This window comes from Yoonia sp. SDW83-1 (assembly GCF_046762885.1).
Taxonomy (GTDB): Bacteria; Pseudomonadota; Alphaproteobacteria; order Rhodobacterales; family Rhodobacteraceae; genus Yoonia.
Genome location: NZ_JBKQXO010000009.1, coordinates 71,914 through 98,074 on the forward strand (window position 1 = coordinate 71,914; position 26,161 = coordinate 98,074).

At 60.3% G+C, this 26,161-nt stretch carries 19 protein-coding genes; 15 read left to right on the forward strand and 4 right to left on the reverse strand.

Annotated elements, in window-relative coordinates; translation table 11 throughout:
- Nucleotides 1-36 precede the first annotated feature (36 nt).
- Nucleotides 37-1,446 (reverse strand): MFS transporter, encoded by a 1,410-nt coding sequence (locus ACFWW4_RS12985; RefSeq protein ID WP_411891244.1) that lies wholly within the window; start codon nt 1,444-1,446, stop codon nt 37-39.
- A 244-nt stretch (nt 1,447-1,690) separates the two neighbouring features.
- On the opposite strand from ACFWW4_RS12985, the gene ACFWW4_RS12990 reads away from it, so the two are divergent.
- From ACFWW4_RS12990 to panC, 3 genes are all read left to right on the forward strand, one after another.
- Nucleotides 1,691-2,401 (forward strand): cyclic nucleotide-binding domain-containing protein, encoded by a 711-nt coding sequence (locus ACFWW4_RS12990; protein ID WP_411891245.1) that lies wholly within the window; start codon nt 1,691-1,693, stop codon nt 2,399-2,401.
- A 510-nt stretch (nt 2,402-2,911) separates the two neighbouring features.
- Nucleotides 2,912-3,736 (forward strand): 3-methyl-2-oxobutanoate hydroxymethyltransferase, encoded by an 825-nt coding sequence (panB, locus tag ACFWW4_RS12995; RefSeq protein ID WP_411891246.1) that lies wholly within the window; start codon nt 2,912-2,914, stop codon nt 3,734-3,736.
- Complete coding sequence (panC, locus tag ACFWW4_RS13000) at nt 3,733-4,575, forward strand: pantoate--beta-alanine ligase (RefSeq protein ID WP_411891247.1); 843 nt, start codon at nt 3,733-3,735, stop codon at nt 4,573-4,575. Before panB ends, panC begins: the two co-directional genes overlap by 4 nt.
- 59 nt (nt 4,576-4,634) lie before the next feature.
- Here the strand turns inward: panC and ACFWW4_RS13005 are convergent, their stop codons facing one another.
- On the reverse strand, nt 4,635-5,918 hold the full coding sequence (locus ACFWW4_RS13005) for an acetylornithine deacetylase/succinyl-diaminopimelate desuccinylase family protein (protein WP_411891366.1): 1,284 nt from the start codon (nt 5,916-5,918) through the stop codon (nt 4,635-4,637).
- Nucleotides 5,919-6,000: 82 nt separating this feature from the next.
- Here ACFWW4_RS13005 and ACFWW4_RS13010 point away from each other — a divergent pair, with 82 nt between their 5' ends.
- From ACFWW4_RS13010 to ACFWW4_RS13055, 10 genes are all read left to right on the forward strand, one after another.
- Nucleotides 6,001-7,998 (forward strand): hydantoinase/oxoprolinase N-terminal domain-containing protein, encoded by a 1,998-nt coding sequence (locus ACFWW4_RS13010; RefSeq protein WP_411891248.1) that lies wholly within the window; start codon nt 6,001-6,003, stop codon nt 7,996-7,998.
- Between the two features lie 144 nt (nt 7,999-8,142).
- Complete coding sequence (locus tag ACFWW4_RS13015) at nt 8,143-9,777, forward strand: S8 family peptidase (RefSeq protein WP_411891249.1); 1,635 nt, start codon at nt 8,143-8,145, stop codon at nt 9,775-9,777.
- An 8-nt stretch (nt 9,778-9,785) separates the two neighbouring features.
- Nucleotides 9,786-11,549, forward strand: coding sequence for a trypsin-like serine peptidase (locus tag ACFWW4_RS13020; RefSeq protein ID WP_411891250.1), 1,764 nt, complete (start codon nt 9,786-9,788; stop codon nt 11,547-11,549).
- Entirely contained in the window at nt 11,546-14,740 is a 3,195-nt protein-coding gene (locus ACFWW4_RS13025; RefSeq protein ID WP_411891251.1) for an ATP-binding protein, read from the forward strand. Before ACFWW4_RS13020 ends, ACFWW4_RS13025 begins: the two co-directional genes overlap by 4 nt.
- Before the next feature lie 18 nt (nt 14,741-14,758).
- The gene (locus ACFWW4_RS13030) at nt 14,759-16,699 is read left to right on the forward strand and encodes a DNA/RNA non-specific endonuclease (protein ID WP_411891252.1); all 1,941 of its coding nucleotides are present in this window, start codon (nt 14,759-14,761) and stop codon (nt 16,697-16,699) included.
- 96 nt (nt 16,700-16,795) lie between these two features.
- Nucleotides 16,796-17,404, forward strand: a complete 609-nt coding sequence (locus tag ACFWW4_RS13035; RefSeq protein WP_411891253.1) for a CDP-alcohol phosphatidyltransferase family protein — start codon at nt 16,796-16,798, stop codon at nt 17,402-17,404.
- 12 nt (nt 17,405-17,416) lie between these two features.
- A complete protein-coding gene (locus tag ACFWW4_RS13040) occupies nt 17,417-18,616 on the forward strand; it encodes an ABC transporter substrate-binding protein (RefSeq protein WP_411891254.1) in 1,200 nt (399 codons plus the stop codon).
- A 55-nt stretch (nt 18,617-18,671) separates the two neighbouring features.
- Nucleotides 18,672-20,366: an ABC transporter permease gene (locus ACFWW4_RS13045; protein WP_411891255.1), complete on the forward strand. Its 1,695-nt coding sequence runs from the start codon at nt 18,672-18,674 to the stop codon at nt 20,364-20,366.
- On the forward strand, nt 20,359-20,994 hold the full coding sequence (locus tag ACFWW4_RS13050) for an ATP-binding cassette domain-containing protein (protein WP_411891256.1): 636 nt from the start codon (nt 20,359-20,361) through the stop codon (nt 20,992-20,994). The genes ACFWW4_RS13045 and ACFWW4_RS13050 overlap by 8 nt, the downstream gene beginning before the upstream one ends.
- Before the next feature lie 97 nt (nt 20,995-21,091).
- A complete protein-coding gene (locus tag ACFWW4_RS13055; protein ID WP_411891257.1) occupies nt 21,092-21,586 on the forward strand; it encodes a GNAT family N-acetyltransferase in 495 nt (164 codons plus the stop codon).
- On the opposite strand, the gene crtC is transcribed toward ACFWW4_RS13055, so the two are convergent.
- The gene (gene crtC / locus ACFWW4_RS13060) at nt 21,583-22,455 is read right to left on the reverse strand and encodes a carotenoid 1,2-hydratase (protein ID WP_411891367.1); all 873 of its coding nucleotides are present in this window, start codon (nt 22,453-22,455) and stop codon (nt 21,583-21,585) included. The two genes, ACFWW4_RS13055 and crtC, sit on opposite strands and share 4 nt — an antisense overlap.
- Nucleotides 22,410-23,972, reverse strand: a complete 1,563-nt coding sequence (gene crtD / locus ACFWW4_RS13065) for a 1-hydroxycarotenoid 3,4-desaturase CrtD (protein WP_411891258.1) — start codon at nt 23,970-23,972, stop codon at nt 22,410-22,412. Before crtD ends, crtC begins: the two co-directional genes overlap by 46 nt.
- Nucleotides 23,973-24,060: 88 nt before the next feature.
- Here crtD and ACFWW4_RS13070 point away from each other — a divergent pair, with 88 nt between their 5' ends.
- On the forward strand, nt 24,061-24,942 hold the full coding sequence (locus ACFWW4_RS13070) for a polyprenyl synthetase family protein (protein WP_411891259.1): 882 nt from the start codon (nt 24,061-24,063) through the stop codon (nt 24,940-24,942).
- On the forward strand, nt 24,942-26,084 hold the full coding sequence (locus ACFWW4_RS13075) for a methyltransferase (RefSeq protein WP_411891260.1): 1,143 nt from the start codon (nt 24,942-24,944) through the stop codon (nt 26,082-26,084). The genes ACFWW4_RS13070 and ACFWW4_RS13075 overlap by 1 nt, the downstream gene beginning before the upstream one ends.
- The last annotated feature ends 77 nt before the right edge of the window (nt 26,085-26,161 follow it).

The window sequence follows — 26,161 nt, forward strand, 5'->3', positions numbered from 1 at the left end:
TGGGACGGGCCATGTTCTGGCCCGCCTTGTTCAGCACTATTCGGCAGCCTGTGCGCCATTTTTCTTGGCGACCGCTATCAGGCCCTCTTCAAGTGCCGCATTCGCCTTGAGCGCGCGCAAGCGCAGGGTCTCGATGTTGGCGGCGGCAAAGTTCGCGCGCTCTTCGTCTTCCTGCCGGGTCGAGAACCGGACAAAGAAGGCCAGGAATGATGCGCAAGTCACCACGATGCCAAGGATGAAAAAGGCCTGCGACCAGTCGATGACGTTCTTGAACAGAAAACCCGCCAGAACCGCGCCGGCGTTACCGCCTGCACCGACCACACCGGCAACCGCGCCAAGGGCCTTCTTGTTGATGAACGGCACGACAGAGTAGGTGGCGCCCTCGGCCATCTGGGTGAACAGCGAGAAGACGATCAACGAGGGTAATGCCAAGAACAGCACACTCATCTGGCTGAACACCATCAAGGCGCAGCCTTCAAAGAACAGGCAGATAAAAAGCCAGAATGCCCGTCCCTTCAGACCCCAGAGAGAACCGAAATTGTCACCGAAGAGACCACCCAAAGTACGCGCAAAGAGGTTCATCAGACCAAAGGACGCGGCCACAAAACCGGCTGTCACGAGGTTCAGGTCAAAGTAATCCATGAAGTAAAGCGCGGCGACGTTATTCACCGTCAGCTCAATGCCGAAGCAGGCACCGTAAATCACGAACAGCACCCAGACGCGCGGGTCCTTCAGGGCATGCATATAGTTGCCAGTGACCTTCGCCTTCTCTTCCATCTTGCCCGCAGCACGCAGGTCATCAAAATTGCCGTCAGGCGCATCCTGGGTCAGGAAGTAATAAGCGATACCGGTCAGGAAGATGATGATACCCACCACCACCATCGACAAACGCCAGCCAACTGCTTCGGAAAAGCCAAACCCGATCACCATGACCGAGAAGAGCAGCGGCATGACAAATTGTGTGACACCACCACCAAGGTTCCCCCAGCCGGCAGATGTGGCATTCGCCTGACCCACCACATTGGGCGCGAACATCACGGATGTGTGGTATTGCGTGATGACGAATGCGGCCCCGATCCCACCGATCAGGACGCGGAACAGCAGGAATGTCTCAAAGCTTTGCGCAAGGCCGATGCCCATCACAGGCAATGAGCCGATCAGCAGAAGCCAAGTATAGGCTTTCCGTGGCCCGATCCGGTCACATAACCAACCGATGAACAGGCGCGCAAAGATTGTCATTGAGACCGAGCCGATGATTGCCCAGCCGATTTGATTTGGTGTCAGCCCCAACTCATCCCGGACCACGCTCATCAGCGGTGCGATCCCAAACCAAGCAAAGAAACACGAAAAGAACGCAAACCACGTCATGTGGAAGGTCCTGATCTGCACCATCTTTACATTGAAAAAGTTTGACCACAGGGCGGTGGCCTTGTTTTGTAGTTCCATCAACTGTCCCCTTCGGCTTTTGCGCTCGGACAGAGTTGCGAGCGCCTTGCGAAAAGGGTGACAGCCGCGCGGCACAGTCCTCTTGATGCAGATCAAGAAACCGTAATTTACATAATGAAATAAATTACTTAGCGATTTTTATCAAATGGTACAAATCACGGAATCAAGACCCGGTTGTCCAAGTGTCAAATGGGCAGTTGACAAAAATCAAACGACGAGACGATAACTGGCTGAGGAGTCCAGAATGTCGCACATTATGCCCGAGTCAGATTATCCTGATGTGCGCAGCCTTCATCTGTTTTCGGAGATGGAGGATTTGAACTTCAGCGCGCTAATGCGTGGGTCGTATGTTCAGAACTTCCCTCCGCAGATTGATTTGATCATTGAAGGTGATCCCAGCGATTTCCTGCACGTGATCCTGTCAGGCTCGGTAGAGCTGTCATCCGGTTGGAATGGACGCGAGACGGTGATGGCGACAGTACGTCCCGTGTCTACCTTTATCCTTGCCGCCACGATCAAGGACGCGCCCTATCTGATGTCCGCAAAGACACTCGAGAAAAGCCGCATCGCACTGATCCCTAGCCAACATGTCCGTGACATCTTTGCAACCGACCATGATTTCGCCCGGGCCATCGTGACTGAGTTGGCGCAGTGCTACCGTTCGGTCATTAAATCGCAGAAGGATCTCAAACTTCGCACGTCGCTGGAAAGGCTCGCCAATTATCTGCTACGCCAGCACGAGGGCCTTGATGGGGCCGGTGAATTCGAACTGACGCTCGAAAAGCGTAAGTTGGCCTCATCTCTTGGGATGACCCCCGAAAATCTGAGCCGCGCCTTCAAAGGCCTTCTACCCTATGGTGTCGAGGTGGATGGCAACCGTATTAGGATCACTGACAAAGACGACCTGACGAAATTTGCCAAACCCTCACCTCTCATAGACGACTACTCAATCTAGATATCGTTCGTGTGACCAAAACAAAGCCCGGTGCCGCCGGTGAACCGGCCGAAAGCACCCGGATCTTTGGCGTGCTTATGTCGAAGAGGGGAAAAGCGCGAATGCAACGCCGACTCTAATCGGCAAAAATCGCCACACGAAGCCGTACCTGCCATGTTTCAGAACAAAGCGCGTCCCACTCAGCGCCCATCTGCCGCCTCTTGCGCTGGTTGATGATCCTTTGCCCAAACACCCATTAACAAACCCCACCGCGCGCATCCTTAATCCCACCAAACCCCGCCAAAAGGTCCGACGTTTTGCCGACGCAAATCCGACGCGATGCCGACCGGGCATTTCACAGCAAAATAAGGCGTTAACTCACGATTCGCTCGAATCGCAAAAACCACCGTGCGGTGGGGGCAACGCAACGCCCGCCGCGCGCATATCTTACGCTCCGCTCCGGCGACACATTTGCGCTAGAAACGCACCTCGCCGGCTGGTAATTCCCGCCCAACAGGAAAGGGAAACATCATGAGCGCCACTGCCAAAAAACGTGCCCCCCTCCCCGATGATATTCGCGCCGCCAAGGGTGGCACGCCGCTCGTCAGCCTGACCGCCTATACTACGCCGATGGCGCAGATGATGGATGAACACTGCGACTTTGTGCTGGTGGGCGACAGTGTGGGCATGGTCCTGCACGGGCTGCCATCCACCCTTGGGGTGACGATGGAGATGATGATCCTGCACGGGCAGGCTGTCGCGCGCGGGCTGACCTCGGCCATGATGGTGATCGACATGCCGTTCGGGTCGTACGAGGAAAGCAAGGAGCAGGCGTTTCGCAATGCCGCTCGGCTGATGGCAGAAACCGGGGCGGGGGCCGTGAAGCTGGAAGGCGGCACCCAAATGGCTGAAACCATTGCCTTTCTTGTGGCGCGTGGCATTCCGGTGATGGCTCATATCGGGCTGACGCCGCAATCCATCAACACACTTGGCGGCTACAAGGTGCAGGGGCGCGGCGATGCGCGCGATGCGGCCCTCGCCGATGCGGATGCGGTGACGGCAGCGGGGGCCTTTGCCGTGGTGCTGGAGAAAGTGCCAGAGAGTTTGGCCGACGAAATCACGGCCCGCGCGCCGATCCCGACCATCGGCATCGGCGCGAGCGCAGGATGCGACGGGCAAATCCTTGTGGTCGATGATATGTTGGGCCTGTTCACAGCCTTCAAGGCGAAATTCGTCAAGCGTTACGCACATTTGGGCGATGACGGGGCGGCGGCGATTGCCGCCTATGCAGCCGATGTGCGGGCGCGGGATTTTCCGGGGCCAGAGCATGTGTTTGCGGACGAGGCTCCCAAGTGATCGCGCCCATAAAGCGGACTTTGGCGGACCTGCGCGCGCAGACCGCCATCTGGCGCAAGGCAGACGAAACCATCGGCGTTGTCCCCACTATGGGCGCGCTGCATCAGGGGCATTTGTCACTGGCCCGCGCTGCCCGCGAACGCTGCGACCGGGTGATCGTGACGATCTTCGTGAACCCCAAGCAGTTCAACAATCCCGACGATCTGGATAGCTACCCGCGGACCGAGGAAGACGACGCGCGAAAGCTGGAGTCGATTGGCGTCGATCTGATCTATGTCCCTGATCCGGAACAGATTTATCCCGATGGTTTTGCGACAAACGTCAGTGTGGAGGGGCTAACGGATATGCTTTGCGGGGCTGCCCGCCCCGGTCATTTTGACGGTGTTGCGACCGTGGTATCGAAGCTGTTCCTGCAGACCTCCGCCGACTTCGCGTTCTTTGGCGAGAAAGATTATCAGCAGCTACAGGTCGTCCGCCGCCTCGCCGCCGATCTGGATATCCCGATCGAGGTTGTCGGCTGCCCCACCATTCGGGAAGAGGACGGACTGGCGATGTCCTCGCGCAACTTGCTGCTGTCGGACCGGTCGCGGATCAAGGCGCCTGTGTTGGCCGAAGTGATGGAGGATATGCGCGCGCAATTGCGTGACGGAGACGGGATGAGCGACATCGCGGAGGATGCCAAGACGCGGATACTGGCCGCCGGGTTCAACGATATCGACTATCTGGAACTGCGCGATGGCAGGGATTTATCGCTGTTGGATCAAACGGTTCCGGATGCCCGGTTGTTTGCTGCGGCTTGGCTGGCTGGTGTCCGGCTGATCGATAACATCGCCGTCTAGCGTCACACGTCCCGGGCTTGACCGGGGACCTCAACCAGCACCTTCCTAGAGGCCCCGGGTCAAGCCCGGGACGGGGTCAATAGTATATCCACCAAAGCCCCCGCCATCACCTTGGCGCTGTCGATCATATCCTCCACTCCGACATACTCATCCGGCTTATGCGCCAGTTCCAGGATCCCCGGCCCATAGGCGATGCAGTTTTTCAGTTTGCCGATCCGGTCGATATGTTTCTGGTCGTAGGTCCCGGGCGAGGCCACAAATTCCGCGGGTTTGCCAAGCACTTGCTCGATCTGCGCTGCCACGATCTGCACTACGGGCGCGTCGCGGTCTGTCATGCTGGGCAGGACCACGTTGATCTCACGCAGGTCATAGTCGAACTTGTCGCGGCTTGCCTTGAGGTCTTCGAGCAGCTTTGTCACTTCGCCGCGCACATCGTCGATATTTTCCTCTGCGAGGAACCGGCGGTCGATGACGATCCGGCAACTATCCGGCACGCAATGGGCGGGCAGGCCGGTGTAGTCCGCGTCCTGTTCCGGCTGGCCACCATGGATGGAGTTGATGTTCATTGTTGATGAGCGCGCCCCTTCCGGCACCACCGGCATGTCGGTCGTGCGGGTGGCCATGGCGGGGTAGAGCTTGTCTTCGAATTCGGTCAGCACAGCACCCATATGGCGCACCGCGCAATCGCCCAGAAACGGCATGGAGCCATGGGCGATTTCGCCGAATGTCTCGATCTCTGCCCACCAGCCGCCGCGATGGCCAAGGCACACGCGATCCTTGTTCAGCGGTTCCGGGATGATCACATGCTGAACGCGGGCAGGATCGAAATAGCCTTGTTCGGCCAGATAGGCGACGCCACCATAGCCACCGGATTCCTCGTCAGCCGTGCCCGAGATCTCAATGGCGCCCGCAAAATCAGGATGCGTTGCGATAAAGGCCTCGACAGCGATGATCGAGGCGGCAAGCCCACCCTTCATATCGCAGGCGCCGCGCCCGTAGATTTTCCCGTCGATCAGGTCACCGCCAAACGGGTCCTTGGTCCAGCCATGGCCCACCTCGACCACGTCGATATGGCTATTGAAGTGGACGCAATCGCCTTTTGCGGTGCCTTCCCGTCGCGCCACGATATTCCAGCGTGGATATTTGTCGCTGTCGCCGGGGGTGCCGTGGGCGCGGATCAGCTCGGTCTGAAATCCACTGCCTTGCAAGCGTTTGTCCAGATACTCGCAAATCTCGCGGTAATTGTCGCCAGGCGGGTTCAGCGTGGGAATGCGGATCAGGTCCTGTGTCAGCGCGATCAGATCGTCGCGCCGGTCGGTAATGGCTTGGGCAAGGTCGGTCATGGCCTGACTATTGGCCAAGGAACGCATCGACACAATCGCCAAATCATGCATATCAGGGCGGGCAGGCAGCAGGGTTTTGGCGATGGCGTTTCTTTTGGGTGTGGACACAGGCGGGACCTATACCGATGCCGTCGTGCTGGACGAAGCTGCGGACCGGGTTGTCGCATCGGCAAAGGCGCTGACATCGCGGCCTGATCTGGCAATTGGCGTTGGTGCGGCGATTGATGCAGCACTTGGCCAGGCGGAGGTGTCACCCGACCAGATTGCCATGGTGTCGTTGTCGACCACATTGGCCACCAATGCGCTGGTCGAGGGACAGGGGGGCAAGGTCGCCCTGGTCGCTATCGGGTTCGATACGCCTGAGTTGGGGCGTGCCGGGTTGGCCGAGGCGCTGGGCAGTGATCCGGTGATCACAGTTGCGGGCGGGCATTATCATAGCGGAGATGAAAAGACCCTGCTTGATATGGCCGCTTTGACCACAGCGTTAGAGGCATTGGAGGATGGTGTCACAGGCTTTGCCGTTGCAGGCAGCTTTGCCGCGCGCAACCCGGCGCATGAACTGGCCGCCCGCGATCTGATCCGCGAGGTGACAGGCAAACCGGTGACCTGCGGCCATGAGTTGTCGCAGGCATTGGGTGGCCCGAAACGGGCGCTGACCGCGGTGTTGAATGCGCGCCTGATTGGCATGGTTGATCACCTGATTACAGCCTGCGAAGGGCATCTGGCCCATCTGGGCATCACCGCCCCCCTGATGGTGGTGCGAGGTGATGGGGCGCTGGTGTCTTCTGCCGTGGCTCGGGCGAAGCCAATCGAAACGATCCTGAGTGGCCCTGCCGCCTCTGTCGCCGGGGCCAGTTGGCTGACCGGCATGAAGAACGCCATGGTCAGCGATATCGGTGGCACCACGACCGATATCTGCCTGCTGCGTGATGGCAAACCGCTGATCGACCCACAGGGCGCCCGTGTCGGACCCTACCGCACGATGGTCGAGGCTGTGGCGATGCGCACAACCGGGCTAGGCGGTGATAGCGAGGTGCATCTGACGGACGGTCTGGCAGGCGGGCTGACATTGGGGCCACGTCGCGTCATGCCGATGTCGCTGGCGGCGACGGTGTATCCCGACCTTGTGCATGATGCGTTGGACCGCGCCTTAGCGCAGGACGTGCCGCCGGTGGATGATGGGCAATTTGTGATCCCGGTCTGGGGGGATGCGCCAACCGGGCTGGACCAGCGCGAGGCGCTGATCGTGGATCGGCTGCGCGCCGGGCCGATGCGGTTGGGACAGGCCGCGCAGAAGCGGTTTGAAATGGCGGCGCTGCGCCGATTGGTCAGCCTTGGTCTGGTCATGCTGGCAGGGATCACCCCATCGGATGCGGCCCATGTACTCGGTCGTCTTGATACATGGGATGCTGCGGCAGCGCGCAAGGCGTTAAGCCTGGCCGCCCGTCGCGGGACGGGAGCAGGTCAGCGTCTTGCGGCGGGGCCCGACGCGATGGCCCAGATGATCGTTGATCAATTGACTGCACAGACCGTCGATTGCGTGATGCAGGCGGCCTTTGCCGAGGATGGTTGGGACGATCCGGCCGCCCTTGCCCGGCATCCCTTGACCCACGCGGGGCTGGATCGGCGGCAAGGTTTGGTGAATGTGCAGATGTCGCTGGGCCTGCCGCTGATCGGGCTTGGGGCATCGGCGCACAGCTATTACGGGCCGGTGGGCGACAGGCTGGGAACGCAGACAATCCTGCCCGACCATGCAGGTGTGGCCAATGCGATAGGGGCTGTTGTGGGACAAGTGGCGATGCATGTCAGCGGTTCGGTGACCAGCACGGGACCTGGTACTTTCGTGGCGCATCTGCCGGACGGGCCCGCCCGATATGACACCTCTAACGCCGCCATGGCAGCGCTCGAGGCAGCATTGCATCGAGAAGCCGGACGCAAGGCGCAGGCGTCGGGCGTTGATGAACCCCATTTTCGCGTTGAACGCGACGTGGCCGAGGCTGAAGTTGAAGGCCAGCAGATGTTTGTGTCAGCCCAGATCAAGGTGACAGCGGGAGGTCGCCCGCGCATCGCCAGCACATAGCGATTCGGCGATCCACAGCCTGCGCAAACCTCTAAATTCACTAGATTTATCGCTATTGTTTACGTATAGTAAACACAGCCATATTTTTGTGCTACACTCCGCGCAGCAATTTGAGCGAAGTCATTTTTAACGAGGAAATTGGTCATGACATTACGTGACGCGTATCAGGTATTGACGGCAAATGAGGCTGCAGCAGGCAGCGAGCCTATCATTATTGAGCTGGTCTTTGCCGAACCTCAAAACCCCGCAGAAGTCGAAGCGCAGATAACTGAGCAACTGCCCAACGCGCCCGTATCTGTCACGACAGCCTTTGGCGGCGACACCGATCAGTTTCTGTTTGCGGCCTTTGAAGGCATTCGCGAGCGCGGGCAAGAGCCTGAGATCTTCGCGCTTGCTCGCCAATTGCGCGCGGCACTCGACGCGCTGGAGGCGAACCCGGTTCTGACCGACAGTATCTATGGTGCGGCGGCGGTGGATGCGGCCACAGATGCCGAAAGCTTTGGCAATCTGTGTTCAACCGATCGGACCAACCTGCAGCCCTTTGGCTGGCCGCACAAGATCATCCATACCCCGCAGGCCTGGCGCAAAAGCCGGGGCCAAGGGGCGACCGTCGCCGTGATCGACACTGGTTATTCCACCCATCAGGAGCTGAATGGCGCGATCCGGCAGACCGATCAACTCAATCTGGTCGAGGGAGGTACGGATGCCCATGACAAGTTCAGCAGCGGTTTTCTGAAAAACCCCGGACACGGCACGTTGGTCTGTTCGGTGGTCGCCAGTCGCGGCGATGTGGATGAAGACGGCAATGTGGCCAATAACGGTGCTGTTGTTGGCTCTGCGCCAGAGGCCGAGATCCTGCCCATTCGCGCCATCAAATCCGTTGTCAATTTCCGCCAGTCCACCCTGCCAAAGGCGATTGCCCATGCGATCAATCACGGGGCTGATGTGGTTGCAATGGCGCTGGGCGGCCCTACCCGCGTCGCCTCGACCGAGCGGGCGCTGCGGATGGCCGCGGATGCCGGGCTTGTGGTTGTGTGCGCGGCTGGCAACTGCTGGCCAAAGGTAGTGTTTCCCGCCGCCTATGCCGCCAACGATATATGCACGGCGGTTGCCGCATTGACCCATTCCTTGCGACCATGGGCCAAGTCGGGCCAGGGGCTGCAGGTGACAATCGCGGCCCCGGGTGAAAATGTCTGGGGGGCCGCCAAGAATGCGGCCACCGACCCCGATAACGGGGTGAAGGCGTCGCAAGGGACAACCCTTGCCACGTCGCTGACGGCAGGTGTGGCGGCCTGTTGGGTCGCCCGTCACGGGGGCCGTGCAGCACTGCGGGTCAAGGCGCAGGCGTCGGGAACAACAGTGCAGGCTTTGTTCAACAGCAGCGTCACCCATAACATCCAGAAACCTGCTGTCTGGAATGGATCAAACAAGTTGGGGGCGGGCGTTGTGGACGCAGAAAAGGCGTTGAATGCCCCGCTGGCACCGGGAACCGAGGCAGTGGCGGGCACGGTACCGGGCCCTGCCGGCGTGACATCGACGCTGGGTGTGCTGCAGACCCATTTGGCCAGTCATGATCCTGATGCGCTGGAGGATTTCGGCGCCGAACTGGCGGAATTTGCTGGCGAAATCCTATGGCTGTCACATCGTGCAGGCGCCAAGGCGCGGGCAGCCGAAAGTCTGGATAATGAGGCCGCCGTGGGCGCCAATCGCGCCAGCGATGAACTTGCCGCCGCACTGGCCGATAAACCGGTCCTGAAATCGGTACTTCGGACCCTTTAGGGTGTGCCATGACCAACGCGCTGACAGCTGATGCATTGCGTCCTCACTTGGCGGCCAGGCCAGACCTGATCAAAGAGGCCTTGGCCGTGATCTATGCCGGTGACGCGCGCAATCTGAGCATGGACGCCATTGCCGTGCAGGCCGATCTGACCGGTCAGGATCAGGCCACATTGCTGGTGGCCAGTTTGGAAAAGCACGGGACAGATGGTGAATTCGCCGCTTTCCTACAGGGCCGCGGCGTTGCATTGACATCGTTTGACGATCTGCTGAACGGGCTGGCGCAGGGCCCTGATGACGGTGCGGTGGATCATGCTGATCTGGCCGATTTCGCCACCCGCAGCCATGCTTTTCGCTGCCGGATCAAGGTGGGTGGGCAGGTGATGGGTAGTGGCGCGCTTGTCTCGCCCCGGCTGGTCCTGACGGCGGCCCATGTGATTGAGGCGGCGCTGGACCCGGCGAATGCCACCAAGGTTGAGGTGATCGCGTCTGATGCGCATAGCTATCCCGCGCGCAAGGTCTTTGCACTGCCGTGTCATCCGGATGAACATGGCGGTGCACTGCCCCCGGCTGATCAGGCCGCAGATCATCTGGATGTGGCTTTGCTGCGGGTCGATCCGCCCTTGGGCCGCTGGTACAGCCATGTGAAACTGCCCAACCCGGTGAGCCATTGGAACGGTCATGAACGGTTCTTTCTTGTGCATTTTCCCAATGGGATCGAAAACGGATTGGCCATCGGCGATATCACCCGGAACGATCTGGCCGAGATCCGGGTGCCCCATAATGCGCAGGCTGACGAAGGGTCTTCGGGTGGGCCGGGGTTTAGCGGGAATTTTGAATTTCTGGGCATTCATCAAGGCCGCCTTGGCCCGTTCCGCCGGATCGTCCCTTATGATCTGATTGCCGCAAACGATGCGTTTCAAGAAGCGCTGAAATCCGACCAGCCACCGCAATATCTGTGGTCGTTGGATGGGACACTGGACAGCCATGTGGTGATCGGGCGCGGCAAGTTCTTTGATGCCATCACCGCCATGGTCGAAAACGACCCGCCCAGCCTGCGCGGTATCTGGGTCTGCCGGATGGATCCAGAGGTGACAACCGGGCTGAGTTTCAGCCACGATCTGCTTGACCAGTTTTTGCGCGCCAGCAGCGCCGACTACCGTATTCTGCGTGTCCCGATGGATCTGGGGGTCACCGATCTGGTGACACATATCAACCAGATCGCGGCCGCAGGCGACGCCCCGGTTGCGGCACAGGGTGTCGCCGATGGCCAGACCACCGATGTGGCCCATGACGATGACCGGGTGCGCCGTTTGGTCGACCGGCTGGATGCAGCGGCGGATGCGGCAGGTGAAACCACCTGGGTTTATATCGACAATCCGCCCACCGGATTGCTGGCCGAGACCCAGGTGCAGCTTGAACATTTCGTGCAGGCGGCCATGACCCGCCCGCATCTGCGGCTGGTGATCGCAGGCTATGAAACATTTGGCCTCGTTAACGCGCTGAGCACCGAAGTTGCCGATGCCCGCCGTATGACGCGACCCAATCTGATTGTGGAAGAGTTGAAGAATGTCACAATAGACGACGTCAAGCTGAGCATCGCCGAAATGGCGCGCGCCCTGGGTCTGGCGTGGTCGCCGGACGTCGTTGCCTTTATTGCCAAACGTGCGGTCCAAGGTGTGGAGACGACATTGGGTCATTTCTTTGACCCCAAGCATTTCAGAAAAATCTCGGACGTGATCCGGGACGAAGCGCGGCGGAGTATCGGCCAATGATGCAGGAATTGTCCCTTCAGGTGCAGGCCATGCTGGATATCGCCCGCCTGTCGGCTGCGCTTCAGAAACGGTTTCGCCCGGCCGAGTTGATGGCCGAGGTGACGCAAGGGGCTGATCTGTCTGATCCTGTTCTGATGATCGACGTTCTGTCCTTGTTGCGCGAGGATTGTGTCGTTGACGGCGATCACTGGATCATGCGCCCCAGCCCTCGACGCAAGGTCCTGGCGGCTGAAAAGGGCCGTACAGGGCTTGGGGTTGGCACGACGCTCACACCGGTGCAACAGGCGCTTGAGGGGGTGGGTGACTTTGAACCCGGCAGACTGGACGCCCTGATGGCTGAACCGGGTGATGCTGATCTTGCAGCACTTGCGGCAACGCTGGATCAGGCGGGACCCAACGCGCCAGCCTATGAACAGCTTGTCGCCCTGCGCGCTGCATTGAACGGCCAGAAACAGTCGCGTCGCAATGATGAGATATTGGAAAAAGGCTTCTTCGGCCGCGAAGAAGCCTTGCGCGATCTGGCCGATTGGCTGGCCCATCCGCAACAGAAGCAACCCTTGCGCAGTTGGCACATCTCGGGTCTGCCGGGGATCGGCAAATCCTATCTGTTGGAAAAGGTAATCCAGTCTGCCCGACTTGCCCATAAACCGATCCTGATTCGGCTGGATTTTGATCGCGCAGCACTGGATGTACTGAACCCATACGCGCTGTTTGAAGAGATATCGCGCCAGATAGCCGATGCCGTGCCTGCCGCTGCACCGGAACTACGCCAGCTTCGCCAACAGAGCGCGGCAGAGCGTCTGGAGTCCCGCCCGGCCACCAAGATGCGCCAACTGCCCCGCAAACTGTTGCGCGGATTGGCGGCGGTCGCCAATGACAGCGCCCGGACGGTTCTGTTTGTCCTTGATACGCTTGAAGTGCTGCGCAGCCGGGGCGAGACCCATATCATTACCCTGTTCGAACATCTTGATCTGCTATTGGACTACGGGATGCAGCGGATCACGGTGATTTCGGCCGGCCGTGGTGACGCACTGGCCCCGGCCCCGCGTCGTATGAAAGAACATACCGCGCTCAGCGGGCTGGAAGATTGGGCAGCGGAGGCGTTGCTGAAAAAACGGGGGGTCGATCCTGCGCTTTGGCCGCGCATCCTGCCGCTGGCCAAGGGCAACCCGTTACTTCTGACGCTTGCCGGACGCGCGTTGTCAGAGGAAGGCATCAGCACCGATGACCTGCCGGATGAGGCGGATGTCACAACGGTTGGTGGATACCTTTACCGGGCAATCCTGTCGCGCGTGCCCAAAGACCTACGGGCGGTGGCCAATCAGGGTCTGACATTGCGGGCCATCAACCTCGAAACCCTACAAAACGTTGTCGCACCGCCCTTGGGTCTTGAGATGAACGATGCCGCCGCCGCCGACATGCTGGAGACGCTGGCAACCCATCATTGGCTGGTCGAACGGGATAACGCAGGCTGGATCAGCCACCGCAGCGATGTGCGGGCGGCGTTTCTGCCTTTGATCTATGCCGATGATCCGCAAACAATGGCCGCGATCAACCGGGCCGCTGCGGCGTGGTTTGACAGCCGCGATCCGGTGCAGGCCCTTTATCACCGGCTGCAATTAATGCGCGCAGGCGATCCGGCACCCGAAGTCAACCCAACGGATGCCGCTGCATTCACCCAACCAATGCTGGATGATCTGCCCGATCTGGCCCGCGATCTGGTGCTGCAGGCGCAAGGCAACCGCTCCGATTTCGGGCGGGCAGAGGCGCCGCTTGATTTGGCGCAATTTGATGATGCATTGTTTGAGGATCTGGGTGTGCGGTCCCCTGCGCAAGATGCCCTGTCGACCTTTGATGCGCCAGATCCGTTTGCACCTGTCGCGCCAGAGTCACAAGCGCCAGTCCCGTCGAGTGGCACCATTGCCTGGTCGTCAAAGTTCGACCGACTGATCTTTGACGCGCCCGGGACAGTTCGAACGCCAGATAAGCGCGCCCTGACCGACTTGCAAATGATGCTGGAACGCGGCGATGTGCGCGAGGCGCAGTATATTGTTGAGGAAGGCTTTGGCGCGCCGTTCCCTATTACGTCCGACGCCGCCATCCTTGTGATCTGTCAGCAATGGCTGGCTGGTCGGTGGAGCGCGGTTGAGCGTCTGTGGCCCACAATGGGGTTCGATGTCTTGGCCCGCGTCCTTGGTGATAAGGATCATGTGCGTGGCCGTCTGATGCTTGAAATCGCAGCAGAGTTCGATTTTGACGCTTTGGTCGATACGATCCGCGATCAGGCGCTTTCGGATTTCGGCATCGATCTGATCCAGAACCCGCCCGGCTTTGGGATGGCAAGGGGTGCGCTGGATTTTGCGCTGCTGGTCGCCCGTGGTCGCTTTGTACCCATCGACCGCACCATTGGCCACGTGGCACATCTGATGGAACCATCAGAGCCTGAGGCGGGGCGCGCCGCCGTCTATGGCGCCGACAGATTGCGAAGCCGGACGGGCGTCGACATCGATGAAAGCGCATATTCCCGGATCTATGCCGTCATGCCGCTGAACCCCTATGGCAGTTTTCTGGCCGCCCGGGCCCCGTTGTTCGGGGTGCTGCAGGAGGCTGACGACAGGCCCAACATCGCACAGGTTGCGCGCCTGTTCGCACCGGGTCTGACCCGTTGGGAGTTTCTGTCGGACACGATCCTGCCGGGCATCGCTGACAAGATCGACGTGGCCGAAGGGCTGGGGTTAACTGCCGAATTTGCTGGAGGGCTGACAGCCTATCACCGGTTGCCCGATTTGCCGCTGATCGCTGCCGCAGCGGAGCGCTGGCGGCGGACAGTTGCGGGGGTTTGGTCATATGGGTCCGCTGCGCCAGAGGGTTGGACAGGTCAGGTGGCGGGTATGGATGACGGTGCGGTGGCTCTCATGGACCACCTTCTGGCAGATGCCAATCCGGTCGAACAGGCGCGCGCTGCCTTGACCGCCTGGATGCCCGATGACGGCGATGCAGCCCGACTCGTCCGCAGATATGGCAGGCGATACAATACAGTGATGAGCGCAGAGTTGCCGGAGGCTGCGGACAGCCCGCGCGCCGCAGTGCTGGAGGCGTATAAACATCTGACCAAGGCAGATGTACCCATGGTCGTCGCGGCCCCGCTCGCCATTCTTGCCGCGCACCAATTCAATCTCGACCGTATTTGATCACAAAGGAGATTTCAGATGACCGATGACCGCGCCATTTCCCGGCTGGAACGTCTTGGCACAACAGGTGCGCTGGACAAGGTAAAGGCCGCACTGGACAAGGCCCCGCCCATTCTGGACGAATTCGGGTTCAGCGCCGATGCTGTCCGCGCCGCCCTCGGCACCCGATTTGATCAGTTGGAAAGCGTGGGCATGCGCGCATCGCAACTTGAGGCGATTGTGCGTGCAGTGGGCCGCCCGCCGCTGATCGTGCGTAACGGCAAGATCGAAGGCACGATGGCGCTGGCTGACGATTTTGATGCTGGCATCAGCGGCAGGATCGCCGCGGTTGAACCCTTTGTCGGATCGGTCGGGCGGATAGAATTCATCAACCATGACATGGCCTGGGGCGGGACCGGCTGGGTGATCGAGGATGATGGCACGACGATGCTGATCGCCACCAACAGGCATGTGGCCAAACTTGTCGCCCGGCGCACGGCCAATGGCGACGGGACCTACATGTTCAGCCCGGCTTCTGTCCGCTACGGCGCGCGGATTGATTTCGGGGAAGAGGCTGACGTGCCCCCTGATCCAACCCGCGTCCTGAAGATCGAGAAATTCACTTATCTGGCGGATGATGCCGCCGCTGATGTGGCCATTGCCCGTGTCACACGGCCCGACGCGGGTGTACCCATCGGCGCGCTGCCGCTGGCCGCCAATGATGGCGATGATCAGGAAACCGTGGCGGTCATCGGCTATCCGGCATCCGATCCGTTCCGCAATGATCCGACCGAGATGCAGAACTATTTCAAGGATATCTATGATGTGAAACGCTTTGCCCCCGGGTTCCTGCGGGTGCAGGATACGTTGGGCATTTTGGGCCATGATTGTACGACGCTGGGCGGCAACTCGGGATCGCCGGTGATCAGCCTTGAGCAAAAAGGCGTTGTTGGGCTGCATTTTGCTGGCACCTATGGGGTGGGCAATAGTGCTGTGCGGGTCAGCACGCTGAAAGGGTTGCTGGATCAGACAACAACTGTTGTGCCCGTACCTGATGAGGTGGCGGCGGTTTTCGAGGATCCGACCCATGATGCGGATCATTTCGCGGGTCGCGAAGGGTTTGACCCCAACTTCCTGCGCGTCGTGAACGTGCCGTTACCAACCATTCCGGATGCGCTGGATCTGGCGAAACCCAACGACGCGACGGCAGAGCGCCCGCACGAGCTGCGCTATCAGCATTTTGGTGTGCTTTACAGTCTGGCCAAGAAAAGCCCAGTGATTGCGGCACTCAATATAGACGGGGACCAGACAAGGCGGATCAAGCGGAGCAATTCGCGCTGGTGGAAGGATCTGCGCATCCCGGCGGACAAACAGTTGGGCCGTGACGACTATGATGATCCAGAGATTGATCGGGGGCATATGGTGCGCCGGGCCGCTACGAATTGGGGGTCGGATGTTGAGACGGCCAAGCGGGCGAACCTAGACAGTTTTCATTATACGGCGGCCAGCCCGCAACATGAGGGGCTAAACCAGAACAAGGCGACCTGGCTGGGTCTGGAAGATTACATCATGGATAATGTGCGCACCTTCGGGTTCCGGGCCAATGTATTTACCGGGCCGGTCTTTTCGGATGATGATCCGCCACTGGGCGATAGCGGCGCGCCGATCCCGCTACATTATTTCAAGGTGGTGACGATGCTGGCAGAGGACGAAAACGCCACCCTGCGCCTGCACGCAACGGCCTATGTGCTGAGTCAGGGTCAGCTGATCCAACAACTCTTGCTGGATCAGGGTCTGGCGGCAGCGGTTGAGGGGTTCACGTTCGGCGCATTCCGCACCTTCCAGGTGCGTATCGATGATCTGGAAGCCATGACCGGTTATGATTTTGGACCTCTGCGCGATGCTGATCCATTGGCAAAACCGGACGAGGCGCCAGTGCGGGTGCAACCGCTGGACCGTTTGGAACAGATCAGACTGTAATATGTCAGAATCCCTGGTGACGCTCACTTTCGTGTCACCGGAATTGCTTCGTTACCGCGCATGGGCCACAAGGCTTGAAACCTTGGATACCGCCCCATGCTCGACCGCCATGCCCGCAAGTTGATTGATCCGCCGCTGAACCAGATCGGCAGCGGTCTGGCGGCACGGGGGTTCACGGCCAATGGGGTGACGCTAATTGGTCTGGGGCTGGGCCTGCTTGCTGCTGCGTTCATCGCGCTGGGCTGGCCACTGCTCGCCCTAGTGCCGCTGCTCGCCAGCCGCATTGCGGACGGGCTGGACGGGGCGGTGGCACGCGCCACCCGCAAGACCGACTTTGGCGGCTATCTGGATATCGCCGCTGATTTTCTGTTCTACGGGGCCATCCCGCTGGCCTTTGTGCTGAACGATCCGGTGACCAACGGGGCCGCGGGGGCGTTTCTGCTGGCCTCATTCTATTTCAACGGCACCAGCTTTCTGGGCTACGCCATTCTGGCGGAAAAGCATGGGCTGAAGACGGACGCACAGGGGCAAAAATCGCTCTATTACTCCAACGGCATTCTGGAGGGGACGGAGACCATCGTGTTCTTTGTCATTCTCTGCCTGTTCCCCGCATATTTCGCAGTTCTATCGTGGATCTTTGGCATCTTGTGCTTTGCCACGGCGACGCTGCGGATATATGCCGCAAAACAAATCTATACCGAGTAAAGGAAAGCTCACATGAAACATCTTGCCGTTCTGGCCGCCCTGTTGGCCCCGGTGCCTGCGCTGGCCGATATTGACGTGACCAACTGGGATGCTGTCGTGGCCGAGGCCGACGGACAGACTGTCTACTGGAACGCTTGGGGCGGATCGACGACGACGAATGACTTCATCGCCTGGGTCGGTGACCGGGTGGCCGAGGACTACGGCGTAACCCTTGAACATGTGAAGCTGACCGATACCGCCGATGCTGTCACCCGCGTCCTGTCCGAAAAGCAGGCGGGCGAGGATGAAGACGGCGCCATCGACATGATCTGGATCAACGGTGCCAACTTTGCGGCGATGAAAGAGGCTGATCTGCTGTTTGGCCCTTATGCCGAGCAGCTGCCGAACTGGGCGCTTGTCGATACTGAAGGTAAATCCGTACAAACCGACTTCACCGTGCCGACCGAAGGCTATGAAAGCCCATGGGCCATGGCCCAGGTCGTGTTTGATTACGATACGGCTGATCTGGCAGAGCCGCTTGGTTCCATGCAGGAGATCCTTGAATGGACCGCCGCCAACCCCGGCCGCTTTACCTATCCGCAGCCGCCGGATTTTCTGGGTACGACTTTTCTGAAACAGGTTCTGGTCGATATCCTGCCGGACCCGTCGGTTCTGGCCGAACCGGCCACCGATGAAAACTATGACGAGGTCACCGCCCCGCTTTGGTCCTATCTGGACGCGTTGACGCCCAATCTGTGGCGCGAAGGCAAGGCCTATCCCCCCACCGGAACAGCCATGTTCCCGCTGATCGCCGATGGCGAACTGGACCTGTCGATTTCGTTCAGCCCCGGTGCGGCTTCAACAGCGATTGCCAATAACGAACTTCCCGACACCGTGCGGACCTTTGTGCTGGACAAGGGCACGATCGGAAACGCGTCCTTTGTCGCTGTCCCTTACAACTCTGGTTCCAAGGCTGGTGCCATGGTCGTTGCGAACTTCCTGATGTCGCCAGAGGCTCAGGCCCGTGCGCAGGACCCCGCCATTCTGGGATATGGGACCGTGCTGAACATGGACGCGTTGACGCCAGAGGACCGCGCCCTGTTTGACGCACTGGATCTGGGCATCGCCACATTGACCCCGGCTGAGTTGGGCACCGTTCAGGCAGAACCGCACCCAAGTTGGATGACGCGCATCGCCGATGACTGGATGACGCGCTATGGCGTCGCGCAATAGTCGTTTTAATGCTGGCGAAACGCCGTCCCGGGCTTGACCCGGGACCGCGACCTTCATGAAAACCCGCCGGTTTCCACCCGCCCTGCCGATCCTCACGCTTTTGGCGATGTTGGGTCCGGTCGCCGCAGGGCTTTGGGGCACCCTTCTGCCCGCTTTCGGGCATTTGCCCGCGGCGGGGATCAGCGGCCCGTCGCTTGACCCGTTTCGTGACCTCTTCGGCTGGGCTGGCCTGCCCCGCGCGATGCTTTTGTCCATCAGCACCGGGATCATCGCGACTTCGGTCTCCTTGACCATCGTCATGCTGGTCACCGCAGGCTGGTCAGGCACACGACCCTTTCGGGTGCTGGAGCGGCTGCTGTCGCCCTTGCTGTCCGTGCCTCATGCCGCCGCAGCCTTTGGCCTCGCCTTCCTGATCGCCCCATCCGGCTGGATCGCCCGCCTGCTGTCACCGGGTTTAACAGGATGGGAGCGTCCCCCGGACCTGCTGATTGTGCAGGACAGTTGGGGTCTGACCATGACAGTTGGCCTGATCGTGAAAGAGGTGCCGTTTCTGTTGCTGATCACGCTCGCTGCTTTGGGGCAGGCTGATGCGCAGCGCAGCGTGACCATCTCGCAGGCCCTCGGATATGGCCGTTTGACGGGATGGCTGAAAACCGTGTTCCCGCGCGTCTATGCGCAGATCCGACCGCCGATCTATGTGGTGCTGGCCTATTCGATGTCCGTGGTGGATGTGGCCGTGATCCTTGGCCCGAATACGCCACCCACCCTGTCCGTTCAGATCGTCAAATGGATGTCCGATCCTGATTTGGCCATGCGCCTGACCGGGGCTGCTGGTGCCTTGCTGCAGCTGGCACTGGTCATCGGGGCACTGGCGTTCTGGCGACTGGGTGAAATCGTGGCGGCACATGTCGGCCGTCGATGGATTGCGGCGGGCCGCCGTGGCAGGCTGGATATCGTCACCGCGCATGTGGCATTGGGCCTTGGCGCAGCTTCGGCGCTGGCTGTGCTGCTGGGACTGGTGGTGCTGGCCATCTGGTCCCTTGCCGGCTTCTGGGGTTTCCCCGATGCGTTCCCCGACCAGTTCACATTCCGCAATTGGATGCGCTTTGGGCCCGGTACGCTTGAGGCACTGGGCGAGACCGCTTTGATCGCCATTGTCGTCGCCGGTGTCGCCCTGATCCTGACCATTGGCTGTCTTGAGGCCGAGTATCGCCACGGCCTGCAATTCAGCCAACGAGGTGTGTGGTTGTTGTATCTGCCCTTGCTGATTCCGCAGACGGCATTCTTGCCGGGCCTGCAGACCCTGATGCTGAATATCGGTGCGGATGTCGGGCGGTTGCCCGTGATGCTGGCGCATCTGGTCTTTGTGCTGCCTTACGTATTCTTGTCGCTGGCCGATCCGTTCCGCGCCTGGGACACGCGGATGGGCACCATTGCCGCAGCGTTGCGGGCCAGCCCGAATGGGGTCTTGTGGCGGGTGCGCCTGCCGATGCTGCTGCGTTCGATCCTGACCGCACTGGCCGTCGGGCTGGCGGTGTCTGTGGGGCAGTATCTGGCGACACTGTTGATTGGTGGCGGGCGTGTGGCCACGCTGACGACCGAGGCTGTGGCGCTGGCGTCGGGCGGTGATCGCCGGGCCATCGGAGTTTACGGTTTGATGCAGACAGGTGCCGCGCTGGTGCCCTTTGCCCTGGCGCTGCTGATCCCGGCGGTTGTGTGGCGTAACAGAAAGGGGCTTCGCCATGGATAAGGGTTTGTCGCTGCGCAACGTGACGATTGCAAAGGGTGGGGTTGCTCTCTTGTCGGTCAATCATGACATCGGGCCGGGCGAGGTGCTGACAGTGATGGGGCCATCAGGCGTAGGCAAATCCACCTTGCTCGCCTTCATCACCGGTACTCTTGCGCCGGATTTTGAGGCGACAGGCGAGGTTTGGCTGGATGGGCACGAGATCACACATGCCCCGCCCCACCGGCGCCGCGTCGGCATATTGTTTCAGGATGATCTGCTGTTTCCGCATCTGTCCGTCGGGGCCAATCTGGCCTTTGGTCTGGCCCAAGGCGGGTCGAGCCGAGACCGGTTGGCCAAGGTCGATGAGGCGCTGGACGAGGTGGGGCTGAAAGGTTTTGCCGATCGCGATCCGGCGACACTGTCCGGCGGACAAAAGGCGCGGGTCGCTCTGATGCGGATGCTATTATCCGAGCCCTGCGGTCTGTTGCTGGACGAACCCTTTTCGCGGCTCGATGCGGCGCTGCGGGCGCAGGTGCGCGAGATGGTGTTCGACAGGGCAAGAGTACGGGAATTGCCGGTGCTTATGGTGACGCACGATGCTGAGGACGCGCGCGCGGCGGGTGGGGTGATTGTGACTCTGGGTGGTTAAGTAGTAGGGCTATATCCGTGGGCCGTCTGCGAAACGCAATTTTACATGCAGTGTAAGTCATAGTCGAATTTTTAGCTTGGGGGATCGGTCGAACCATATGCTGATTGCATTAAAGGAGATGACTGCAGAGAATCGACGGATCCTCGAGCAGATGTTTCAATACTATCTGTATGATATCTCCGAATTTGCAGGATGGTCGTTGTCGGACGACGGTTCGTTCTCCTATCCCACAGATCTGCTAACTCCTTATTGGCAAGAACAAGACCACTATCCATATTTTATTATTTGCAATGATGAGGTTGCTGGCTTTTGCCTACTCAGACGTTTGTCTGGCGATCGTATCATTTGGGACATGGGCCAATTCTTTGTTCTACGTAAGTTCCGCGGGCACAAGCTGGGTGAAATGGCCTTTGCAAAGGCGATAACTCTGCATACCGGACAATGGCAGGTCCGTGTGTTGATCGCGAATAAACCTGCATATCAATTCTGGAAAAGAAGCGTCGCCGTTGTGTCCAAGGGGAATTTCGCAGAGACCGTAGGAAGTTATCTTGGGGCGAAGATGACGTATTTCACCTTTCGCAGCGAACCCTAATTTCTTGACAAACTTCGCCGTCTTGGCACCCGAACAGCCAGCATCGGCTTTATCAGCGGCGATGCAAAACGGTTGAGGTCCAGCGCCTCGTGGACCCCGGTCACCACCTCGCCGTTGAGTGTTGTTTGCACCGCAGAGCGGGAATAGAACGGCGCATCCAGCATATTCAGCACTTGTCTGGGCATTGTGCCGGGATCAGCCCGGGTTTCACGCCTCACCTGCCATAGCGATCGTTTAAAGCGTGTGCGTGGGGGTGCTTCTACCTCTTGCGCGTTGCCATCCTTGTCAAAGGCGATGGCAGTGTCGAGCGTGGTGCCATCCCGACGCACGGCATCATAGATGCAAGTCGCCCCCGTCTTGGTCGGATAACGCCCCCAGGTCCAGAAGCTGAAATCCTGCTCCAAAGCGCGGGTCCCGAAGTTTGCATCGAAATAGCCGTGGCCGGACCATTGCCAGCCCTTTGCCTCAAGATCGACGGTGATGGCCGAGGACGGCGCGAAGGGCCGCCAGATATGGGTGCCGTCCGGGGTGAGCGGCAATTCGACCGATGTCATCGCATCGGGGGTGATCCTGATCCGGCCACGTACCCGGCTGATGATTGGCGGGCCTGAGATTTCATTGATGTCGATGATCAATTCGCGGCCTGTCCAATGCATCGAGGAGGGGCCAACCTGCAGTGTGTCCCGTGATGTCACCAGCGCATCGCGCCCCCGATCCGTCATGGTGAACCGCCCGCCGGGCCCATAAGTGGCCACATTGATACAGCAGTGATTGGCGGGGTCACGGCGCCCTGACCACGCATACCAAGGCGAAAAAACTGACCCTATGAACCCGATGACAGAGACCGCTTTGGTCCCGCAATCGCTGATCCCGTCAACATACCACCACGCGTAGCCGTTTGGGGGGACGTCAAGTGCGAAGCAAGGTCCGTCATGATCGCCGCGGCCGCGTGCCGGGCGGAGAGCACAGCCATCGGCACCCCCGCCCCCGGATGCGCCCCGCCCCCGCAAAGGTAAAGGCCCGGCATCTGCGTCCGTGCCGTCGGGCGTTTGAACGCCGCCGTCAGCCCATGCGGGCTCCGCCCGTAAAGGGAACCGCTGCTGCCCGGAAACATCGTGTCGAACCCGTGCGGCGTTGTCAGCGCCTCTGTCCCCGGTTGCGGATCGAAGGTCAGCCCGAATTGCTTGAGCCGGGCGAAAATCAGTGTCTGACATGGGCCTTTTTCCTTTTCCGGCTCGCGCGGGACGGGGGGTGCATTCATGATGATCTCGAACCGCTGGGTGGCGTCCGGGGCAACGGCCCCGTGATCCTGCGCGCAGAGATAGAGCGTGGCATCGGTGGGCATTTCACCTTTGGCAAGGCTGGCGAACTCTGCCTTTGGGGTATGTCCGAAAAACACCGTGTGGTGTGCCAGATCGACGCCCTTGGGTACTGCCGCAAAAGCATGGACATAAGCCGACAGGCTGCGGGGTTCGGTGGCGGTTTGCGGCACCGCCTCTTTCGGGCCGACACCTAACAGGCCGGTGGTCAGCGCGCGTGGATCGCCATTGAACAGGACGACATCGGCTGGGACATGGCCGCCAGCGGTTTCGACACCGGTGACTTTGCCGCCTTGGCGTGTGATCCGCGTTGCCTTGGTGTTGTAGTGAAATTGCGCGCCGCGCGCTGTGGCCAGTGCGGCGATTGTTGTGGCGACGCGATGCATCCCGCCTTTGACGGTCCAAACGCCCCGCGCCTCGGCCTGCCAGATCAGTGACAGAATCGCAGGGGCGGCATAGGGCGATCCGCCAACATAGGTGGCGTAGCGCCCGAAGAGCTGCGCCAGTCGCGGGTCGCTGAAAGACGTGCTCAGCAATCCGGCGAGGGTCCGATGCGGGGCCATATCACGGATCAGGCCGGGCTTGCGCAGTACGGTGCGGGTCATTGCCCGCTGGTTGGGCTCTGCCGTCTGCATCATGGGCACGTCGAATTTATCAAACAGACGCTTGGCGCGGGCAGAAAACCTGGTGAATTGCGCCGCGGCCTTGGCCCCGAAAGCATCTGCGATGTTGGCATGGCTGGCTTCGGCATCCGCCATCAGGTCCAGTCGTGTGCCGTCGTCCCAGTAGTGCCGCGCCAATGTTTGAAGGGGGGTGAGCGTCAGATGATCATCCAGATTTTCGCCGACATCGCTGAACAACGCAGCAAAGACGTGGCGCATTGTCAGGACGGTCGGACCCGCATCAACCGGCCCTGCTTTGGAAGGAACAGTGCGCATTTTGCCGCCCGGCTGGTCATGCATATCCAGCACGGTCACGTCACAGCCGTGATGACTAAGCCGCAGTGCCGCGGCCAGCCCGCCGATGCCTGCACCGACGATGACGACTTTTTGGGCGCTGCCCTTCATCCGATCCTCAGACTCGTCTGTCCTATTTGATTTACATTGACACATGTAAACTAAAATGGACACTATGAAGTGCAAAGGGGACACGCACATGAAAATCTCGGATCGGATTGAAGCGACCATCAATGCAGCGATCAGGCAGGGACAAGGCGGCATTGCACCAGCCAAGCTGGCTGCCGCCCTTGACTATGCTGTGACCCCCGGCGGCGCACGAATCCGGCCCACGATTCTGACATCAGTGGCTATGGCCTGCGGTGACGACAGGCCTGATGTGACGGATGCGGCTGCTGCGGCGCTTGAGCTGATCCATTGTGCGAGCCTTGTCCACGACGATTTACCTTGTTTTGATGACGCCGATCTTCGTCGTGGCAAACCGGCGTTGCACCGTGCTTTTTCCGAACCGCTGGCCGTTTTGACCGGTGACAGCCTGATCATCATGGCGTTTCAGGTACTGGCACGCGCGACCGCAGATGCGCCGACCCGTGCGTTGGACCTGATCGAGATTCTGGGCACCCGCACTGGCATGCCCTTTGGCATTTGCGCGGGCCAGGGGTGGGAAAGTGAAGATCAGATTGATCTCTCTGCCTATCATCAGGCCAAAACAGGTGCGCTATTCATCGCGGCCACCCAGATGGGGGCCGTTGCCGCCGGGCAAGAGGCAGAGCCATGGGGAGAACTGGGGTCGCGCATCGGCGAGGCGTTTCAGGTCGCCGACGATCTGCGTGATGCGTTGTGTGATGAACAAACGCTTGGCAAACCCGCAGGTCAGGACGATCTGCACGGGCGGCCAAATGCGGTCGCATCGCTCGGGGTGCGCGGCGCAATCCAGCGGTTCGACGATATCCTTGGCGGGGCCATTTCGTCGATCCCGGCCTGCCCGGGTGAGGCCGCTTTGGCCCAGATGGTGCGCGCCTATGCCGACAAACTGGTGCCCGCCGGTGCCCGCAACCGGCCGACCGTTCCAGGTGAGTAGTGGCAGATCTCGATCTGCCCGGATCCGGGTTTGCCCCTGATCCCCAAGCGGCGCGCCCCGCGTCGCAGCTCACCCGGCTGATCGCATCGCGCCAGTTTCAGAGATGGGCCGCCCGCTTCCCGCTGACCCGCCGATTGGTGCGCCAGGAAGGCGAGGCGATATTCGATCTTGTCGCGGGATTTTGCCATTCCCAGATCCTGCAGGCGCTGGTCAAACTGGACATCCCAAAGACGCTGTTAGAGGCTGAACGCCCCCTTGATACCTTGGCCAAAGATGCAGCTGTGCCAAAGGACCGGATGCAGGTTCTGCTGTCCGCAGGTATCGCGATTGGCCTGCTGAAACAGCGGCGCAGTGGTCATTATGCGCTGACAACACGGGGCGCGGCGCTCGCCGGTGTGCCCGGACTGGCTGGCATGATCCGTCATCACGACGTGCTTTATCGTGATCTGACAGACCCGGTGGCGTTTTTCAGGGGTGAGGTTCAGACCGAACTGGCAGAATTCTGGCCTTACGTGTTTGGCGCCGGTGGCGCGACTGACCCGGAGGTCACTGCGACCTATTCGCAATTGATGGCGGATAGCCAGCTGCTTGTGGCAGAAGACACGCTTGCTCTGGCTGATCTGGGTGGCGTCAGCCGGCTGATGGATGTGGGGGGCGGTACGGGCACGTTTCTGGCCGCCACTGGGGCGGCATATCCTGAACTGGCCGTTACGTTATTTGACCTGCCCGCAGTCGTCCCCGCAGCGCAGACACGCTTTGCCGATGCCGGGATGTCGGGGCGGGCAACGATCATTGCCGGATCATTCCGCGACGACCCGCTGCCGCAGGGGGCAGACATGATCAGCCTTGTCCGCGTGCTTTATGATCATAGCGACGCGACCGTGGCTGATCTTCTGCGGTCAGCCTGGGATGCCTTGCCGCCGGGCGGATCGGTTCTGATTTCCGAACCGATGACGGGCGGGCAAACGCCCGAGCGGGCAGGTGACGCCTATTTCGCGCTTTATTGCATGGCGATGCGGACTGGACGGGCACGGTCGGCGGAACAAATCGGCGATCTGCTGCGCCACGCTGGTTTCGCCAACATCACGGGGCCGAAGTCACGACGCCCTTTCGTCACCACTGTTTTGCAGGGTGTAAAGTAAAGTTGACACTTTTACTGTCCAAAGTAATTGACACAACGTCACGTCAAGTTAGACTGACACCAAGGACAAAGTGCCGC

Coding starts and splice junctions, on each gene's coding strand:
- ACFWW4_RS12985 (WP_411891244.1), bottom strand. CDS start 1,446: ATGGAACTACAAAACAAGGCCACCGCCCTGTGGTCAAACTTTTTCAAT.
- ACFWW4_RS12990 (WP_411891245.1), top strand. CDS start 1,691: ATGTCGCACATTATGCCCGAGTCAGATTATCCTGATGTGCGCAGCCTT.
- panB (WP_411891246.1), top strand. CDS start 2,912: ATGAGCGCCACTGCCAAAAAACGTGCCCCCCTCCCCGATGATATTCGC.
- ACFWW4_RS13005 (WP_411891366.1), bottom strand. CDS start 5,918: ATGACCGACCTTGCCCAAGCCATTACCGACCGGCGCGACGATCTGATC.
- ACFWW4_RS13010 (WP_411891248.1), top strand. CDS start 6,001: ATGGCGTTTCTTTTGGGTGTGGACACAGGCGGGACCTATACCGATGCC.
- ACFWW4_RS13015 (WP_411891249.1), top strand. CDS start 8,143: ATGACATTACGTGACGCGTATCAGGTATTGACGGCAAATGAGGCTGCA.
- ACFWW4_RS13020 (WP_411891250.1), top strand. CDS start 9,786: ATGACCAACGCGCTGACAGCTGATGCATTGCGTCCTCACTTGGCGGCC.
- ACFWW4_RS13025 (WP_411891251.1), top strand. CDS start 11,546: ATGATGCAGGAATTGTCCCTTCAGGTGCAGGCCATGCTGGATATCGCC.
- ACFWW4_RS13030 (WP_411891252.1), top strand. CDS start 14,759: ATGACCGATGACCGCGCCATTTCCCGGCTGGAACGTCTTGGCACAACA.
- ACFWW4_RS13035 (WP_411891253.1), top strand. CDS start 16,796: ATGCTCGACCGCCATGCCCGCAAGTTGATTGATCCGCCGCTGAACCAG.
- ACFWW4_RS13040 (WP_411891254.1), top strand. CDS start 17,417: ATGAAACATCTTGCCGTTCTGGCCGCCCTGTTGGCCCCGGTGCCTGCG.
- ACFWW4_RS13045 (WP_411891255.1), top strand. CDS start 18,672: ATGAAAACCCGCCGGTTTCCACCCGCCCTGCCGATCCTCACGCTTTTG.
- ACFWW4_RS13050 (WP_411891256.1), top strand. CDS start 20,359: ATGGATAAGGGTTTGTCGCTGCGCAACGTGACGATTGCAAAGGGTGGG.
- ACFWW4_RS13055 (WP_411891257.1), top strand. CDS start 21,092: ATGCTGATTGCATTAAAGGAGATGACTGCAGAGAATCGACGGATCCTC.
- crtD (WP_411891258.1), bottom strand. CDS start 23,972: ATGAAGGGCAGCGCCCAAAAAGTCGTCATCGTCGGTGCAGGCATCGGC.
- ACFWW4_RS13070 (WP_411891259.1), top strand. CDS start 24,061: ATGAAAATCTCGGATCGGATTGAAGCGACCATCAATGCAGCGATCAGG.